The sequence below is a fragment of the Pseudoalteromonas sp. Xi13 genome, assembly GCF_003952205.1.
Classification (GTDB): Bacteria; Pseudomonadota; Gammaproteobacteria; order Enterobacterales; family Alteromonadaceae; genus Pseudoalteromonas; species Pseudoalteromonas atlantica.
The window spans coordinates 3,435,702-3,452,496 of the sequence record NZ_CP034439.1 but is presented as its reverse complement, the minus strand read 5'-3'; the positions used below and the strand labels follow the sequence as shown (position 1 = coordinate 3,452,496).

The following is a 16,795-nucleotide window of genomic DNA, read 5'->3' as shown; positions in this document are numbered from 1 at the left end:
TTATTAATAATGTTATGGGGACTATTTTTGATATTCAATACTATTTACATACCATTTTTTTTTACCTTGCGGTGTAGGTACCTCAAAATCATCGTCTACTTGTTTTTTTATCAGGGCGCGCGCCATAGGTGAGTCAATTGATATGTAGTCTTTACGGTCGTATATTTCATCAGGCCCTACAATTCTAAATTTTTTAACCTCGCCTTGCTCGTTTTCTATTTCTACCCATGCGCCAAAAAATACTTTACCGTCTTGCTGCGGCGAGTAATCAATAACTTTTAAATCGGGTAAGCGTTTGCGCAAATACCGAACACGACGATCAATTTGGCGCAGTAAGCGTTTATTATATTGATAGTCTGCATTTTCTGAGCGATCGCCAAGGCTTGCCGCCCAACTCACTATTTTAGTGACTTCAGGGCGTTTAACGTTCCATAAATGGTCATGCTCTTGCTGTAATTGTAAGTAACCTTCGCGGGTTATTAAATTTGTTTTCATGGGCTTTTATTCATTAACTCTAATGCTGTGCACGTTATTAAAATTGCTAAAATTTGTCGAGTGTAAACTTTAATATTATAACTTTGAAATGTTCAGTAACAATCTAAGCGCGCAATTAGATTTTGATTATTAAGTTTTTCATTTATATTAACTATTAATTGGAAATAAAAATAAGAAACACGCAATGGGACACGAAACCACAAAAGTATTAGTTGTAGATGACGATATGCGCCTGCGCAGCTTACTAGAGCGTTATTTAGTAGAGCAAGGCTTTATTGTTAGAACCGCCGCAAACTCAGAGCAAATGGATAGACTCATTGAGCGAGAGAACTTTCACTTAATGGTGCTTGATTTAATGCTACCTGGCGAAGATGGTTTATCTATTTGCCGCCGGCTACGCCAAAAAGAAAACGAAATCCCTATTGTGATGCTGACAGCAAAAGGCGATGAGGTCGACCGTATTATAGGCCTTGAACTAGGCGCAGACGACTACATCCCGAAACCGTTTAACCCGCGCGAATTACTGGCTCGCATAAAAGCTATTTTACGCCGCCGCGCCAAAGAAGTGCCGGGCGCACCCGCAGCGGAAGAAAACTTAATAGCCTTTGGGCAATTTACGCTTAATTTAGCCACGCGCGAAATGAGCGAGGGCGATAAAACCATTTCACTCACCAGCGGTGAATTTGCCGTACTTAAAGCCCTTGTATCGCACCCGCGCGAGCCACTGAGCCGCGATAAACTAATGAACCTTGCCCGTGGGCGAGATTACAGTGCGCTTGAGCGCAGTATTGATGTGCAAGTATCGCGACTGCGCCGCATGATAGAAGTAGATGCTGCCAACCCGCGCTATATTCAAACTGTATGGGGTTTGGGTTATGTGTTTGTTCCTGACGGTGATAAGTAGTTTATATGGGATTTTTTCCGCGTAGTGCGTTTGGCCAAACTGTATTTTTAGTGGCCGCTTTACTGCTAATTAACCAAATAGTGTCGTATGTAACGGTAAGCTTTTACGTTGTAAAACCAACCATAGAGCAAGTAAATTTAATGCTCGCAAAGCAAATTAAAACGGTATTTATAGACTGGGAAGACGGCGTAGAAATAAACGACGAAGTATCTGAAAAGTTTTTTGAAATTACAGGTATAGAAGTGATGACGCAGCGCGAGGCAATGCGCCAAGGGCTGGGTCAAACCCGAGAATACTCGATGCTGTCGCGCAGTATGTCTGAGCAATTAAATGGTTCTGCTCGGGTGCGTATTAGTCAAACCGACCCGCTGATTTATTGGGTAGAAGCGCCGCAAGCACCCGGTTACTGGGTAAAAGTACCGCTTAGCGGGTATCAAGAAAATAACCTCGAATTTTTAACGTTTTACTTATCAAGTATTGGTTTTTTAAGTGTGTTAGGCGGCTGGCTATTTGCTCGGCACTTAAACCGCCCATTAAAGGCGTTGCAGCAAGCAGCCGTGAAAGTGGGTAAGGGCGATTTTAGTAGTAAGCTTGAAGAAGAAGGCTCCAGTGAAGTTATAGAAGTTACCCGTGCATTTAACCAAATGTCGCGCGGTATTGCCGCTCTTGAAAACGATCGCCGTTTACTCATGGCCGGTGTTTCTCACGATTTACGCACTCCGCTTACTCGTATCCGCCTTGCCACCGAAATGATGAACGATGAAGATGACTACCTTCGCGAAGGCATCATTTACGACATTGAAGATATGAATGGCATTATCGATCAGTTTATTGAGTATTTACGCCACCACAAAACAGATGAGCTTGCTTGCGAAGATATAAATGCGCTAGTGACTGAAGTGGTTAATTGTGAGCTTAAACAGCAACGCGTTATTACCTTTAAAGGCAACCCCAGCGTAGGGCTTGTCCCGTTAAGTAGTGTGGCTATTAAGCGTGTAATTACTAACATGATTGAAAACGCGCTGCGCTATTCAGACGGCGATATAGAAGTATTAAGCTACTTTAATTCAAACAAAAAATACGTTGTGATAGCGGTAAACGATAACGGCCCCGGTATACCAGAAAGCGAACTAGAATCGGTGTTTGAGCCTTTTAAACAAGGTGACACTGCGCGTGGTAGTGAGGGGAGTGGTTTAGGCCTTGCCATTATTAAGCGTATTATTGATATGCACGATGGTAAAGTTAAGCTAGAAAACCGCCCAGAAGGCGGCCTAAGTGCACAAATTTATTTACCTATAAAAATACAAAACTCTGCACAGTAAGCTGTGCAGAGTTGGCTATTTCCATAACGTTAATAGTATTAAAACTTAAAGTGCTTTAAAGCGGATTGCTGTACCACCACTTGTTGCTAGTTTTAAAGTTAGCTTATCGTTTGCGCTAACTACGCGCTTTTCGATATCTAAATCGTACGGATTGTTTTTCCATTCAGCGTTTTTACCGTCTTGGTATATGTGCGCTTCAAACTTTTTACCCTTTTCTAAAAAGTCGAGTTTTACCTCAATAGTTCGGGCTTTCTCGTCGGTTACGGCGCCTAAGTACCAATCGTTTCCTGAGTATTTATCGTGTTTGCGCTCTTTACGGGCAAAAACAATAAAGTCGCCCACTTCGCCATCAAGCGCAATACTTTGCTGCCAATCGGTTGGTACGTCTTGAATAAATTGAAATGCATCAGGCTTGGCTAAATAGTTTTTAGGTAAGTCGGCGGCCATTTGAATCGGGCTATACAGCACAACATAAAGTGCAAGCTGCTTGGCAAGCGTTGTTTGTGGGCGGTTTGTATCATCGCCTAAGCCATTAAAGCCCATATCGAAAATGCCAGGGGTAAAGTCCATAGGCCCTGCCAGCATACGGGTAAACGCCAGCATAGGAATGTGCTCTGGTGGGTTGGGCGGCGTGCCCCATGCATTAAACTCTTGGCCGCGTGCCCCTTCGCGCGCAATCCAGTTTGGGTAGGTACGGCGCAGGCCGGTGTCTTTTATCGGCTCGTGGGTGTTAATACTAATTTTATGTTTAGCAGCCAGCTTTACGTTGTAAAGGTACTCGTTAACCATAAATTGGCCGTCGTGCCACTCATGACGGGCAATGCCGTTTTCGTCAATGCGTTTTATGTTTCCGCCATCCGCTACATAGCCCGTTTTAACTTGGCTTACGTTTGATTTTTCGTAAAGGGCAAAGGCATCCTCCATTTGGTCACGGTAGTTACTTACATTACCCGATGTTTCGTGGTGGCCAATTAACTGCACGCCTTTTTGTTTGCCGTATTGAGTAAGAGCCGCTATATCAAAGTCGTCGTAGGGTTGTGTAAAACTAAATACATCGCCATTAAAAAACCAGTCACCATCCCAGCCTATGTTCCAGCCTTCTACTAGTACGCCATCAAAGCCATATTCTGCGGCAAAATCCATGTAGTACTTAGTGGTTTGTGTAGTGGCACCGTGTTTTTCGCCGCTGCCCCAGGTTTGCGTGTTTATATGCATGCCCCACCAAATACCCACGTATTTGCCAGGTTTTACCCACGACACATCGCCTAGTTTATTAGGCTCGTTTAAATTTAATATTATGTCTGAATTGACTAAGCCTACCGCGCTGTCGGCAATTTGAATGGTGCGCCAAGGGGTATTAAACGCACCTTGTTTTTTAACGGCAATGCCGTCTGACCACGGTGTTAAATCGGCATTAAATGTACCTGGGCGGCGTTGATTAAGCACCATGCCTGCGTAATCAATTAAGGCTGCTTCATGAATGCTTATATGGGTACCGTCATTGGTTTTTAAGGTAAACGGCGTGTGTGCAAGGGGGACGTCATTTAATGCGGTGGTGTTGTAAACGTATTCGTATCGGTTCCAGCCGCGGGCGGGTATCCACCAGGCGGTGGCATTGTTGTTATTGTTAATGGCAAATTCGGTGAGCTCTTTGGTAATGTGTGTTTGCTCAAAGCCTGCTTGTTTTGGTACTTCGTATCTAAACCCAACGCCACTATCAAAAGCTCTAAAGCGCACTGTGTAGGTTGCACCATTAGGCTCGTTTTTTGTAAACGTAACCGCAACTTCGTTGTGTTTATCAGTAACCGTTTGTCGCTCGCCCCAAGGTTGTTGCCACTGGGTATTTACGCTTTGCTGCTTAACATGGGTAATTTTAAAACCATCGCTAAATGCGGCTTGGGTTTTAAATTCAAAACCCAAGCGCGATGCGTTTATAGCTGGTTTGTTTTTAAAGCTAATAGCGTAGCTGGGTGTGCTATTTTCATCTGAAATAGTCACTTTTATTTGTGAGTTTGGTGATTCAACTACAGCGGTTTGTGCAAAGCTATTGCCAGCAAACGCCAGTAGTAAAAGTGCGGATGTTCTCATTGTGTGTCCTTTGATGAGTCGGTGGTGACCTTTAAGGATAATGGCAGTGAGTTGTTAATACGACTGTCTACATACGTATTCAATGTTTTAAAAAATAGAAAGAATTTAACGGTTTAATCGGTCTATAATGTAAACAAATTGATAATAGCGATTAGCCCCATGATAAAACCCTTACTAAGTGTGTTACTGCTATGTATGAGTACTTGCGCAGCAGCAACAACAATAACTATAAAAAATGCCAATAATCAGCCTTTAGCAAATGCGGTTGTGTGGCTAAGCGGGGCATCAATTCAGGCCGGCAATCAAGCAAGTAAAACCTACGCAATGAGCCAACAAAACCGCGAGTTTACGCCGCGTACGTTAGTTGTTCCGCAAAATGCAAAGGTAGAGTTTCCTAATGCCGACTCTATCATGCACCACGTCTATTCGTTTTCTAAAGCTAAAACCTTTGAGTTGAAACTTTACAAAGAACAGCCTAAAGCGCCCATAACGTTTGATCAAACAGGGGTGGTTGAGCTTGGCTGTAATATTCATGACTGGATGCTGGGCTATATTGTGGTGGTTGATAGCACCGTTTTTGCAATTACCGACGACAACGGTATGGTTAATTTAACTGCCCCTAATGGGCAATACAGCATGAGTGTATGGCATTCTGGCTTTAGCGATATAAGCAACGTAGAAACCCACAGCGTTAATGTAAGCGAGTCACCTATACACTACACCGTAAAGCAGGCCATAGCCGAGCAAATAGACTTTGCTACGGATGAATTTGATGACTATTAAGCGCAAAAATACAGTATTACTTGGCTTACTTTTTATGAGCCTACCGGCTTTTTCGCAAGTTAAAGGGCTTATTCAGGTACGTGCGGTTGCAAGCGATGATACACAAAGCTTTCAAGATGGCGGTATTGGTTTATATCGCCATGGAGATAGCAGTGATAGCATTTTGTTATCGCAAGGAATTATAGACTTTAAGGCCGATTTAAGTAGTGCGTGGAGCGCACATGCCGTTGTTAATGCTAATCAAGAGCCGAAAACCACATTAGGTTTAAGCCAAGCGTATTTACAGTATCAGCCGTTAGTAAACAGCCGTTATAAATGGCATGTAAAGCTCGGTGGGTTTTATCCTAGTATGTCGCTAGAAAACCCCGATATAGGCTGGACCTCGCCTTACAATTATACTAATTCGGCCATAAACAGCTGGCTTGGCGAAGAGCTTCGCACCATAGGTGGTGAGCTTAGTATTAAGCGCCCAGGTAAACGTTTTAATTCTAAGCATAGTTTTAGTGTGAGCGCTGCTATTTATAAAGGGAACGACCCAACAGGGACGCTGCTTTCGTGGCGCGGATTTGCGCTGCACGACAGGCAAACAACATTTAACGAAAGTGTACAATTTGCACCTATTGCGGCATTAAATAGTGACGAATTACGTTGGCAAGCTAACCAAGTACTGCCTTTTGAAGAAGTAGATGGCCGCTTTGGCTACTATGCCGGTGTGCATTGGGATTATTTAAAACGCTCGCAGTTTAGGTTTTATTATTACGATAATAACGCCGAGCCCAGCATTTTTAATCGCACAACAGGGCAGTATGCTTGGCATACTCGCTTTGGCAGCTTAGCGTGGTTATATAAATTTACAGGTAAAACTCGTTTGATTGCCCAGCTACTCGATGGTAAAACCGAAATGGGGGCTAATAAGCTTATTTATAACCGTTTTTATAGCCATTATTTAATGCTCAGCCATAAAGAAGGTAAGCATAGGTTATCGCTTAGGTATGATTATTTTAAAGTAGATGACGATGACACCACCGCTTTTGACCCTAACGCCAGCCACGGCGAAGGCTTAACAGCTACGTGGCGTTACCAATTAACCGATATGGTACAAATAGGTGTTGAAGGCTCGGCGCTGCATAGCTTTGTACAAAATAGGCCGGGTAGTGGGTTTGCTCAGCGAATATCGCAGCAGCAACTTATGGCTAACGCTCAATGGCGCTTTTAACTGTGGCACTTTTAAAAAATAGATTTTAAAAAAGGGAGCTTTTAAAGCTCCCTTTTAGTTTCAAAAAAAGTGTGAATTATTTTTTATCAAATGCGCGTTTCATAAAGTTTGGTGTAGCAAGTGCGCCGTGATGAATGCCGCTGTTGTAGTATTCGCTTTGCTGTGCAACTTGCTCAGCATCGGCTTCTCTAAAGCCATTAAATGCTTGTGATTTACGAGCAAGCGTTACTGACCATAAACCGCTTGGGTAAATTGGCTGTGGAAATGGCAGTGTTTGTAAGTCGTTAAAGCCCACACTTAGCATGGCCTCGCGCATTTCTACTAGCAGTGGCATATGCATTAATGGCGATTCGCTTTGCTGCACTAAAATACCACCAGGGCGTAATGCGTTTAAGCAGCTAGTGTAAAACGCGTGGTTAAATAATCCCTCGCCTGGGCCTACTGGGTCTGTACCATCAACAATAACAACATCAATAGACTCGCCCGCAGCGTCACGCATGTATTTAATACCATCATCAAACATAACAGTTGCGCGTGCATCGTTGTTAGACTCACAAAGCTCTGGGAAGTATTTTAACGACATTTGCGTGACTACTTCGTCTATATCTATTTGCGTTACGGTTTCTACACCTGGGTGTTTTAAAACTTCACGTAATGTACCGCAATCGCCACCGCCAATAATTACCACGTTTTTAGGATTTGGGTGCGCTAAAAGTGCAGGGTGGCTAATCATCTCATGGTAAAAAAAGTTTTCGCGGGTAGTTACCATAGTACAGCCATCGATGATCATTAAATTACCAAAGTCTGTGGTTTCGAACATTTCTACCTTTTGAAAAGGAGACTGTTTTTCATCCAACTTTTTGTTGATACGTAATGAAAATGCGCTGCCATCGCGGTCGCTAATTTCTGTAAACCACTTACTTTGATCTAAATTTGCCATAGTTGCTTTTACACTTTTTAAGTTGAGTATGAAAAAAGGGCAATTCTGCCAGTGCTTCGCGTTTTGCTCAATGAAATTTTAACTGCTTTGCCAATAAAGTTAGCCAGTATCGAGTTAAAGTTCAATTTTTGTTAGCGTAGGGGGTAGTGACGTATTAAAATGCGCCTTTATAGCTAATTGATTAAAGAAGAGTTGCCATGACTTGGGGTTTAGAAACAGCACGCGCTACATATAATGTTGCTCATTGGAGCGATGGCTATTTTGATATTAACGCACAAGGCGAGTTGGTTGCCTACCCAGATGGTGACCAATCTAAAAATGCGATTTCTTTAACGCAGCTCACAGAGCAATTTAAGCAGCAAGGTTTAACATTGCCGGTGTTGGTGCGCTTTACCGATATTTTAAAAAATAGAGTAGATACACTCACTCATGCATTTACCTTAGCGCGCAGCAGCCGCGAGTACCAAGGCAAGTACACGTGTGTATACCCTATAAAAGTAAATCAGCAACGCTCGGTGGTCAGTAAACTATTGGCGCACCCAAGTGGTTTAGTTGGCCTAGAGGCCGGTTCAAAACCTGAGCTTATGGCAATTTTAGGGGTAGCCGATAAACCCATTACTATTGTGTGCAATGGCTATAAAGACAGTGAGTTTTTACGTTTAGCCTGTATTGGTCAAGCCATGGGGCACAGCGTTAAAATAGTCGTCGAAAAACTCTCAGAGCTGACGACCTTACTTGAAGAAATAGATAACCTAGGCATAGAGCCTGCCATTGGTATACGTATCCGCTTAAACTCAGTAGGCAAAGGTAAGTGGCAAAATACCGGGGGCGAAAAAGGCAAATTTGGCTTAACTGCAGGCCAAGTGCTTAGTGCTGTTGAGGTGCTTAAAAAGCATAATAAATTACATTTAATGCAAATGGTGCATTTTCATATTGGCTCTCAAATTGCCAACATACGCGATATACACCGCGCCCTGCGTGAGTGCGCGCGCCACTTTGCTGAACTTACCCAGCTAGGAGTGCCGCTCAATACAGTTGATGTAGGCGGTGGCTTAGGGGTTGACTACGAAGGCTCAGGCTCACGCAGTGCTTGCTCGATGAACTATACCGTTGAAGAATACGCACGTAATGTGGTTAATGCTCTTGCTGAGGTGTGCGACCAACATCAACTTACGCACCCAGCCATTATCACCGAATCAGGGCGTGCTTTAACAGCGCACCACGCGGTGTTAATTACCGATGTAATAGACGTAGAAAAAGCGCCAAATCATCCAAATCCAGAACCGCCACTTAAAAACAGTGCGCTAGTGCTTGATGAAATGTGGCAGTGTTTACAGCGTTTAAACCCGCGTATGGCGCTAGAGATTTACCACGATGCGATGCACTTATTTAGCGAAGCGCACGACCAATACGTGCATGGGTTAGTAAGCATGCTAGAGTGGGCGAAAATAGAGCAATTATACTTTACTATTTTGCACCGAGTACGCGCATCACTTAGCAATAACGCGCGAGCACACCGTGAGGTACTTGACGATTTACACGAAAAGCTAGCCGATAAGCTATTTGTTAACTTTTCACTGTTTCAGTCGTTACCTGATGTATGGGGCATTGAGCAGTTGTTTCCAGTTATGCCAATCGAAAATTTAGATAAACCGCTTACCCAGCGCGCTATTATTCAAGATATTACCTGTGACTCTGATGGGCAAATTCGTGAGTACGTAGAAGGCGCGGGCATAGAAACCAGTTTACCTATACCTGAGTACCAGCATGGCGAGCAATACCATATAGCCATGTTTATGGTAGGGGCTTACCAAGAAATTTTAGGTGATTTACATAACTTATTTGGTGACACCGACTCAGTGCATGTAGAGCTTAACGACAACGGTTATGTATTAACCAATGCCATTAAAGGTGATAGCGTTAAGGATGTATTAAAGTTTGTTGACTATGATAGCGCCATTTTGGCACAAAACTTTGAATTATTGGTCAACAAGCTAGCAGTGTCTGAGCAGTGTAAAGCAGGGTATTTAGCCGAGCTTAATGCCGGGCTTGAAGGTTATACTTACTTCGAAGATTAACCGTACACTCTCAGAATTAAAAGCGTCGCTGTTTGGCGCGCATTGTTTAAAGGAAAGTAAATAAATGTCAGTAATCCGCAGTGTATTAAGTATTATGCTTTATACAATAAACACACTTATTTGGTTTGTGCCTATTTTTGTTTGTGGGCTATTAAAATTAATCCCTATCAAGCCTATGCAAAAGCTTTTAAGCTGGGTTGCTAAACAGTGCGCCACTATTTGGGTGTCGGTTAATAGCATTAACCAACGCTTATTCACGCCAACCAAAATTAACGTTACCGGCCTTGAAGAAACCAAATTAAAAGACTGGTACTTAGTGATTGCTAATCACCAAAGCTGGGTAGATATATTAGTACTGCAACGTGTATTTAATCGTAAAATACCTTTTTTAAATTTCTTTTTGAAAAAAGAGTTAATTTACGTGCCAATTTTAGGTCTTTGCTGGTGGGCGCTCGACTTTCCGTTTATGACCCGTACCAGCAAAGCGCAGCTAAAAAAGAACCCAAAGCTACGTGGTAAAGACATAGAAACAACCCGCAAAGCCTGTGAAAAATTTAAAGAAATGCCAGTAAGCATTGTTAATTTTGTAGAAGGTACACGTTTTACAACACAAAAACATGCTCGCCAAAATAGCCCTTTTCCGCATTTATTAAAGCCAAAAGCAGGCGGGATCGCATTTGTAATGCAAGCCATGGGTGAGCAGATATCTAAAGTGGTTAATGTGACCATTCATTACCCCGATGGCATCCCTACGTTTATGGACTTTGCCGGCGGCAAAGTGAAGCAAATTAATGTGCATGTAGACATTCGCCCAGTAAGCGAGGAGTTGATTGGTGATTACACTGGCGACTCTGAGTTTAGAGTCGGCTTTCAAAGTGAATTAAACCGTTTATGGGAAGAAAAAGAGCACACGCTTTTGCAGCTCGAACAAAACCATAAATAATAAGGTAATAAAAAATGGGCTTACAATTATGCTAAAAAAGTGGTTACCAAATTGGCTCAATGGCTTAATTGTAGGCTGCGTGATTTTTTCAAATGTAATCATTTTTGGCACCTTAGTATTACTGCTAGGCTTAATAAAGCTTGCCCTGCCTTTTTCTATAATTAACACCATACTGCATAGCGTGTACCGAGGCTGGTGTAACGGCAATCGGTTTGGCTTGTGGCTGGGCTGCGCCAACATAAAAGTAAACATTAACGGCGATGTAAACCCAAAAAGTTGGTACTTACTAATTTGTAACCACATGAGCTGGTTAGATATTGTGGTACTTAGCTCAATTAATGCTTTACCTGCACCAAAGTTTTTTTTAAAAGACGAATTAAAGTATGTGCCATTTATTGGCTCTGGTGCATGGGCTATGGGCATGCCTTTTATGAAGCGCGTAACTAAAGCGCAGCTTGCTAAAAACCCCAAGCTTAAAGGGCTAGATGTTGAGCGTACCAAACAAAGCTGTCGTAATTTTAGGAATAATCCCACCACTATAATTAATTTTGTTGAAGGTACCCGCTACACGCACGCAAAGCATGCAAGCCAGCAAAGCCCGTTTAAACATTTACTCAAGCCCAAAGCGGGCGGCATTGCCTTTGCACTTGAGGTACTTGGCGAGCAATTTGACGCCATGCTAAATACCAGTGTGGTGTACAGCGGCAGCACAAGCCATGTTTGTCGTAATATTTTAAAGGGCGAGCTTGATTCAATTTATGTTTCTATTGACGTGGTTGCTATAAACCAGCAAATGTTAGGTAGCTACCAACACGACAAAGCATTTAGAAGCCACTTTCAAAAGTACGTTAATGAGCTATGGGTTGCTAAAGACGCGCAACTTGCCAGCATTTATGCCCAACACGATTTACCTGAGCCACCCATTTGTAAGGAAATAGAAACACTATGACCAATACCCACCTGCAGGAGCTAATCGCTCCTTGGTTTGAAAAAGTACCCGACGCAGATTTTTTAAGTGCAATTACTGCAGCCTCTATTGGTGTTTTTTCGTTGTTAGTGGTGTATTTATTTACACGCCGATTAATGCTGCCAGGCATTCAAAAAGTGGTAACTAAATTATCTCCAGAGCGCATAGGGTTACTTTCTCCGTTGCTCACAAAACTTAATAAGCGCATAGCCGGTATGCTATGTAGCGTGCTTTTTTTAGCAACCTTCGACAGCGTTTACCCTGTTAATGAGCTCAGTGCCGAAATACTAAAAACCATTGGCCAAGGTATATTAATTATTCATGTAGGCTTTATTTTTAGCAGCATTGTAAGCATTGCCGGCGCTATTTATAACCAGCTAGATTTTGCCCGCGAAGTGCCAATTCAGGGCTTATTACAAGTTGTTAAGCTGATCACCTTTATTGTGTGTGCAATTTTAATAGTCAGCATTGTGCTTGAAAAATCGCCTACCTATATTTTGTCGGGTTTTGGTGCGATAGCCGCTGTTACTTTATTGGTTTTTAAAGACACTATTTTAGGCTTTGTAGCCAGTATTCAAATTGCGGCAAACCGATTAGTTACTTACGGCGATTGGATTCAAGTAGAAAACTACGGCGCCGACGGTGAAGTAATAGACTTAGGGCTAAACACCGTAAAAGTGCGTAACTGGGATAACACTATTACGACTATTCCTACTTATATGCTGGTAGCAGGGTCGTTCAAAAACTGGCGAGGAATGCAAGAGTCTGGCGGCCGACGTATTAAGCGCTCACTTAATATTGATATGCACAGCATATGCTTAGTAAGTGACGAATTTAGAAAACAAATAGATGCAGCTATACCACTGCATGAATATATACGTGTTGCCTCGTTGCCTGATCCGGTCTCTAACTTAGGCTTGTTTCGCCGCTACGCCGAGGGCTATTTAAAGCAGCATAACAGAATAAATACCTCACTGACGCTCATGGTGCGTGAGCTACAACCAATGAACCACGGATTACCGATTGAGTTTTATTGCTTTAGTGAAGACAAACGCTGGATATCTTACGAGCATTTACAAGCCGAAATTATGGATCACTTATTGGCAGTGTTGCCAGTATTTGGTCTTAGAGCGTATCAAAGTGTTAGCGGGCAATTAAGCCCGCCAAATGCACAGCAAACCGATAAGCCGACCTTTAAAGTAATGGCAAATAGTGCTGAACAAGGCCCACACTAATAAATAAAGCTAATAGCCACCAAATAGGTGGCTTTTTCATTCTTAGCCATGCAAAAGCGGCAATAACCAGTGCAACCTGCCATAGGCTGTGAACGGCTGATGTCCAAATAGGTGAGTACAAAGCCGCCGCTAAAAAGCCGACTACGGCAGCGTTAAGCGCAGCAATAGAGCTTGCAAAGCGAGGTTTACTTGCCAGGTTTAACCAGCTTTTTTGAAACGCCAGCATTAATAAAAAACCCGGTGTAAAAATAAGTAGGGTTGCAGCTATGGCCCCTATTAAGGGTTGCTCTGAAGAGAGTTGCGCGCCTAAGTAAGTAGCTATTGTAAACATGGGGCCAGGGATAGCTTGAGCACTGGCATACGCACTTAAAAATTGATCGTTACTTAGCGCTGGTACGCCAGCTTGCAATACAGGCAATACCACGTGTCCGCCCCCAAATACCATAGCGCCCGCTTGGTAAAAAGGAGCAAACAAAGCAAGGTCATCACCTAAAGGTATAAAGCTAATAGCGAGTAGTAATACAAATAAGCCTAAAGGGAGCCACCTAAACGCGCTTTTAGTATCTGCTTTAGGATCAATCTGGGTGTTGAGTTGTAACAGAGGCCAAATTGCGCCTATAGCAGCGGCACTCACTAAAATAGCTATTTGCGTGCCAAGTAAAGGAAATAGTAATAAAGCCAAGGTACTCATTACTGCGATAAGCTTGAGCGCAGCGCTTGTACAAAAGCTTTTTGCCATAGTGAGTGTTGCATCGGCCACAATAACAACCGCAAACAGTTTTAAGCCCGCAATAATAGCAAAGTAAACAGCATCAAACTGATGCGCGCTTACCGCTAATAACAACATGATTAAAAAAGACGGTAAGGTAAAGGCTATAAATGCGGTAATGCCACCAATAACCCCCGCCCGCTCAACACCAATTGCAAAACCCACTTGGCTTGAACCAGGCCCGGGCAGCGCTTGGCTTAAACTAATAAGCTGCGCGTAGCGGGTATCGCTTAACCAGTTTAATGTGTCTACAAAGTGGCGTTTAAAATAGCCTAAATGGGCAGCAGGGCCACCAAAACTCATGCAGCCAAGTAAAAAAAACTGTCTAAAAATAGCGACTAACATTGAGCTCATATCCTTTTAAAAGTTCATTAAATTGTCACAAAGGAGTATGACACTTTTATTAAATGCATACATTAATTCGTAATCTACAAATAATACCAATCCACTTAATTAAGTGGATTGGTATAAAGCGAACTGCTTTTAACATGCTCTTCATAGTTTGTTCATACATGTATTTGCATACTCGCTTTATAATTCTTAATGAATAGGACATCACATGACTTTAACTAAATCACTTTTGAGCGTAACCGTAGTAGCTGTATTACTAAGTGGTTGCGAAATGAACAACACAGGCAAGGGCGCCGCAATTGGCGCAGCCGCAGGTGGCGTATTAGGTAAAGCAACGGGTAATCATAAAGACAAGCGTATCTTTATTGGTGCAGCTATTGGCGCACTAGCGGGTGCTGCTGTAGGTGATTACATGGATAAGCAAGAAGAAGCGTTTCGTGATGAGCTAGCAGGCTCAGGGGTTGAAGTTGTACGTGAGGGCGATAACTTACGTTTAGTTATGCCATCTAATATTACCTTTGCGACAGACCAATCTTATATTTCATCAGGTTTTAACGATACTCTAAACGCCATTGCTAAAGTGATGAACAAATACGAAAAAACCTACCTAAGCGTGGAAGGTCACACAGATAGCACAGGTAAAGACAGCTACAATATGAACCTGTCGCGTGAGCGCGCGCAAAGCGTTAAAAATTACTTAGTGAACCAGCAAATTATGGCTGCACGTATTAGCACTACAGGCTACGGCGAAACCCGCCCAATAGCCACTAACGATAACGCTAACGGCCGTGCTCAAAACCGCCGTGTAGAAATTCAAATAGTGCCAAACACAGAAGGTTAGTTTTTGTTGAATTGCAATTCACAAAGACGCTGATACAAAGGGGAGCTTGCTAGCAATTGCTGGTGGCTCCCTGTTGCTTTTATTTCCCCATTTTCCATTACTACAATCACATCGGCATGTTTAACCGTTGCCAGCCTATGGGCAATAATCAACGTTGTTCTATTTTGCATTAAATGCTCAAGCGCGGCTTGTACGTGGTGCTCACTTTGCGCATCGAGTGCACTGGTGGCTTCATCTAAAAGCAGTATTTCTGGGTCTTTTAAAATAGCGCGTGCCAATACAATACGCTGCTTTTGCCCACCCGAGAGTCTTACGCCTTGCTCACCTAAAAAGCTGTTATAACCTTGCGGTAATTGCTTAATAAATTCATCGGCATGAGCATGTTTTGCGGCCGCATATACTTGCTCGTCAGTGGCGTTTGGGTTGCCGTAACGAATGTTGTGCATTACATCTGAGCTAAATAAAATAGGGTTTTGTGCCACCATGCCCATTTTGTTCCTCAGGGTGGTAAGCGATATGTCTTTAATATTTACATCATGAAATTTAATCGCGCCGTGAGCAGGGTCGTAAAAGCGCTGTAGTAATTCAAATAACGTCGTTTTACCTGCGCCAGAGGGGCCTACAATAGCCACTGTTTTACCTTGCTCTATAGTTAAACTTATTTTATTAAGTGCGCTTACATCGGGGCGAGATGGGTAATTAAAGCTAATATTTTCAAGTGCAATAGCGGGGCTATCAGTCTTTATTAATAGCTTTTCGTCTTGTGGAGTGACAGGGTTTTCTATTTCACTTTTAACGGCCAGTAATTCAAGTAGGCGCGCTGCCGCCCCAGCAGCTCGTTGTAGCTCGCCGTAAACCTCGGCTACGGTAGCCACCGACATTGCTACCATAATGGCGTAAAACACAAATGCACCTAGCTCGCCACCTGTCATGGTGCCTGCCAGTACGTCGCTGCCGCCTACCCAGAGCATTACGCTAATCGCACTAAAGGTTAAAAATATTACCGCAGCAATTAAAAAAGAGCGCTGTTTAATACGGCTCTTGGCAACGTTAAAGGCTTTTTCAGTTTCAAGTGCAAAGGCGTGTTGCTCACGCTGTTCGTGGCTATAGCTTTGTACTACTTTAATGTTTTGAATGATCTCGCCGGCATAGGTGCTTATATCGGCTATTGCATCTTGGCTAGAACTTGCAAGTTTGCGAACCTTTTTGCCAAAAACCATCATCGGCACTAATACTAGCGGCACACACGCAACCACTACGAGCGTAAGCTTTAAGTTAGTCACTAACAGCATTACCAAGCCACCCACTAACATTAATGCACTGCGCAGCGCCATAGAAAAGGAAGAGCCAATAATCGATTGCAGCAAGGTGGTGTCGGTTGTTAAACGCGACATAAGCTCGCCACTGCGGTTTTCTTCAAAGTAACTTGGGTGCAAGGTAACAATGCGATTAAACACTGCTTTGCGAATATCGTTACTAACTCGTTCGCCAATCCACGACATTAAATAAAAGCGGCTAAAGGTGCCTACAGCCAATAAGCTAATTAAACCAATAAGTACCAATACAGCTTGTTGAAGTTGCGCTTGAGAGCCAGCAATAAAGCCATGATCTATGACAAATTTAACCCCTTGCCCTAATGATAAGTTAACACCAGCGGTGACTAAAAGGGCGCCAAGTGCGGCCACTACCATCCATTTATACGGTTTAATAAACGCAAAAATAGGTAATAAACTACTAAAAGCGGCTTTTTCGGGCTTAGGGCTTGTTTTTGACATAGTGGATTCTTTTTAAAGGTTAAGGTATAGATATGGCACTAAGATAATAAAAATCAATACTTTTAAACATTAGCATCAATAAGGAAAC

14 protein-coding genes are annotated in these 16,795 nt (G+C 42.9%); 9 read left to right on the top strand and 5 right to left on the bottom strand.

The genetic code is table 11. The annotated features are described in order from the left end of the window. Positions 1 to 21: 21 nt before the first annotated feature. Complete coding sequence (greB, locus tag EJ103_RS15560; RefSeq protein WP_126008490.1) at positions 22 to 495, bottom strand: transcription elongation factor GreB; 474 nt, start codon at positions 493 to 495, stop codon at positions 22 to 24. A 184-nt stretch (positions 496 to 679) separates the two neighbouring features. Between greB and ompR the strand changes: the two genes are divergently transcribed. After that, entirely contained in the window at positions 680 to 1,399 is a 720-nt protein-coding gene (ompR, locus tag EJ103_RS15555) for a two-component system response regulator OmpR (protein WP_004587537.1), read from the top strand. A gap of 5 nt (positions 1,400 to 1,404) precedes the next feature. Then, positions 1,405 to 2,721, top strand: a complete 1,317-nt coding sequence (gene envZ, locus EJ103_RS15550; RefSeq protein ID WP_024033891.1) for a two-component system sensor histidine kinase EnvZ — start codon at positions 1,405 to 1,407, stop codon at positions 2,719 to 2,721. Between the two features lie 45 nt (positions 2,722 to 2,766). On the opposite strand, the gene EJ103_RS15545 is transcribed toward envZ, so the two are convergent. Then, positions 2,767 to 4,809: a glycoside hydrolase family 97 protein gene (locus EJ103_RS15545; protein ID WP_126008489.1), complete on the bottom strand. Its 2,043-nt coding sequence runs from the start codon at positions 4,807 to 4,809 to the stop codon at positions 2,767 to 2,769. Positions 4,810 to 4,968: 159 nt separating this feature from the next. Here EJ103_RS15545 and EJ103_RS15540 point away from each other — a divergent pair, with 159 nt between their 5' ends. Further along, positions 4,969 to 5,592, top strand: coding sequence for a methylamine utilization protein (locus EJ103_RS15540; protein ID WP_029773675.1), 624 nt, complete (start codon positions 4,969 to 4,971; stop codon positions 5,590 to 5,592). Further along, positions 5,582 to 6,808, top strand: a complete 1,227-nt coding sequence (locus EJ103_RS15535; RefSeq protein WP_126008487.1) for a hypothetical protein — start codon at positions 5,582 to 5,584, stop codon at positions 6,806 to 6,808. Before EJ103_RS15540 ends, EJ103_RS15535 begins: the two co-directional genes overlap by 11 nt. A gap of 76 nt (positions 6,809 to 6,884) precedes the next feature. Here EJ103_RS15535 and speE read toward each other — a convergent pair whose 3' ends face one another. Then, complete coding sequence (gene speE, locus EJ103_RS15530) at positions 6,885 to 7,748, bottom strand: polyamine aminopropyltransferase (protein ID WP_054983340.1); 864 nt, start codon at positions 7,746 to 7,748, stop codon at positions 6,885 to 6,887. A gap of 197 nt (positions 7,749 to 7,945) precedes the next feature. Here speE and speA point away from each other — a divergent pair, with 197 nt between their 5' ends. The 4 genes from speA to EJ103_RS15510 all read left to right on the top strand — a co-directional run bounded on the left by speA (position 7,946) and on the right by EJ103_RS15510 (position 12,971). Then, positions 7,946 to 9,826 carry a biosynthetic arginine decarboxylase gene (speA, locus tag EJ103_RS15525; protein WP_126008485.1) on the top strand — a complete coding sequence of 627 codons (1,881 nt, stop codon included), beginning with the start codon at positions 7,946 to 7,948 and terminating at the stop codon, positions 9,824 to 9,826. A gap of 64 nt (positions 9,827 to 9,890) precedes the next feature. After that, positions 9,891 to 10,769 carry an acyltransferase gene (locus EJ103_RS15520; RefSeq protein ID WP_004587544.1) on the top strand — a complete coding sequence of 293 codons (879 nt, stop codon included), beginning with the start codon at positions 9,891 to 9,893 and terminating at the stop codon, positions 10,767 to 10,769. Between the two features lie 28 nt (positions 10,770 to 10,797). Then, positions 10,798 to 11,718: an acetyltransferase gene (locus EJ103_RS15515; RefSeq protein WP_126008483.1), complete on the top strand. Its 921-nt coding sequence runs from the start codon at positions 10,798 to 10,800 to the stop codon at positions 11,716 to 11,718. Next, the gene (locus tag EJ103_RS15510) at positions 11,715 to 12,971 is read left to right on the top strand and encodes a mechanosensitive ion channel domain-containing protein (protein ID WP_029773670.1); all 1,257 of its coding nucleotides are present in this window, start codon (positions 11,715 to 11,717) and stop codon (positions 12,969 to 12,971) included. Before EJ103_RS15515 ends, EJ103_RS15510 begins: the two co-directional genes overlap by 4 nt. Here EJ103_RS15510 and chrA read toward each other — a convergent pair. Next, on the bottom strand, positions 12,931 to 14,085 hold the full coding sequence (gene chrA, locus EJ103_RS15505; protein ID WP_126008785.1) for a chromate efflux transporter: 1,155 nt from the start codon (positions 14,083 to 14,085) through the stop codon (positions 12,931 to 12,933). The genes EJ103_RS15510 and chrA overlap by 41 nt on opposite strands. A gap of 214 nt (positions 14,086 to 14,299) precedes the next feature. Here chrA and EJ103_RS15500 point away from each other — a divergent pair, with 214 nt between their 5' ends. Next, complete coding sequence (locus tag EJ103_RS15500) at positions 14,300 to 14,932, top strand: OmpA family protein (RefSeq protein WP_126008481.1); 633 nt, start codon at positions 14,300 to 14,302, stop codon at positions 14,930 to 14,932. Here the strand turns inward: EJ103_RS15500 and EJ103_RS15495 are convergent. Further along, positions 14,929 to 16,707 (bottom strand): ABC transporter transmembrane domain-containing protein, encoded by a 1,779-nt coding sequence (locus tag EJ103_RS15495; protein WP_126008479.1) that lies wholly within the window; start codon positions 16,705 to 16,707, stop codon positions 14,929 to 14,931. The two genes, EJ103_RS15500 and EJ103_RS15495, sit on opposite strands and share 4 nt — an antisense overlap. Between the last annotated feature and the right edge of the window lie 88 nt (positions 16,708 to 16,795).

Bases quoted from the DNA above. Each gene is read 5' to 3' on its own strand.
- EJ103_RS15520 (WP_004587544.1), top strand. From the start codon at position 9,891: ATGTCAGTAATCCGCAGTGTATTAAGTATTATGCTTTATACAATAAAC.
- EJ103_RS15510 (WP_029773670.1), top strand. From the start codon at position 11,715: ATGACCAATACCCACCTGCAGGAGCTAATCGCTCCTTGGTTTGAAAAA.
- EJ103_RS15535 (WP_126008487.1), top strand. From the start codon at position 5,582: ATGACTATTAAGCGCAAAAATACAGTATTACTTGGCTTACTTTTTATG.
- envZ (WP_024033891.1), top strand. From the start codon at position 1,405: ATGGGATTTTTTCCGCGTAGTGCGTTTGGCCAAACTGTATTTTTAGTG.
- EJ103_RS15500 (WP_126008481.1), top strand. From the start codon at position 14,300: ATGACTTTAACTAAATCACTTTTGAGCGTAACCGTAGTAGCTGTATTA.
- chrA (WP_126008785.1), bottom strand. From the start codon at position 14,085: ATGTTAGTCGCTATTTTTAGACAGTTTTTTTTACTTGGCTGCATGAGT.
- EJ103_RS15545 (WP_126008489.1), bottom strand. From the start codon at position 4,809: ATGAGAACATCCGCACTTTTACTACTGGCGTTTGCTGGCAATAGCTTT.
- speE (WP_054983340.1), bottom strand. From the start codon at position 7,748: ATGGCAAATTTAGATCAAAGTAAGTGGTTTACAGAAATTAGCGACCGC.
- EJ103_RS15540 (WP_029773675.1), top strand. From the start codon at position 4,969: ATGATAAAACCCTTACTAAGTGTGTTACTGCTATGTATGAGTACTTGC.
- EJ103_RS15515 (WP_126008483.1), top strand. From the start codon at position 10,798: ATGCTAAAAAAGTGGTTACCAAATTGGCTCAATGGCTTAATTGTAGGC.
- greB (WP_126008490.1), bottom strand. From the start codon at position 495: ATGAAAACAAATTTAATAACCCGCGAAGGTTACTTACAATTACAGCAA.
- ompR (WP_004587537.1), top strand. From the start codon at position 680: ATGGGACACGAAACCACAAAAGTATTAGTTGTAGATGACGATATGCGC.
- EJ103_RS15495 (WP_126008479.1), bottom strand. From the start codon at position 16,707: ATGTCAAAAACAAGCCCTAAGCCCGAAAAAGCCGCTTTTAGTAGTTTA.
- speA (WP_126008485.1), top strand. From the start codon at position 7,946: ATGACTTGGGGTTTAGAAACAGCACGCGCTACATATAATGTTGCTCAT.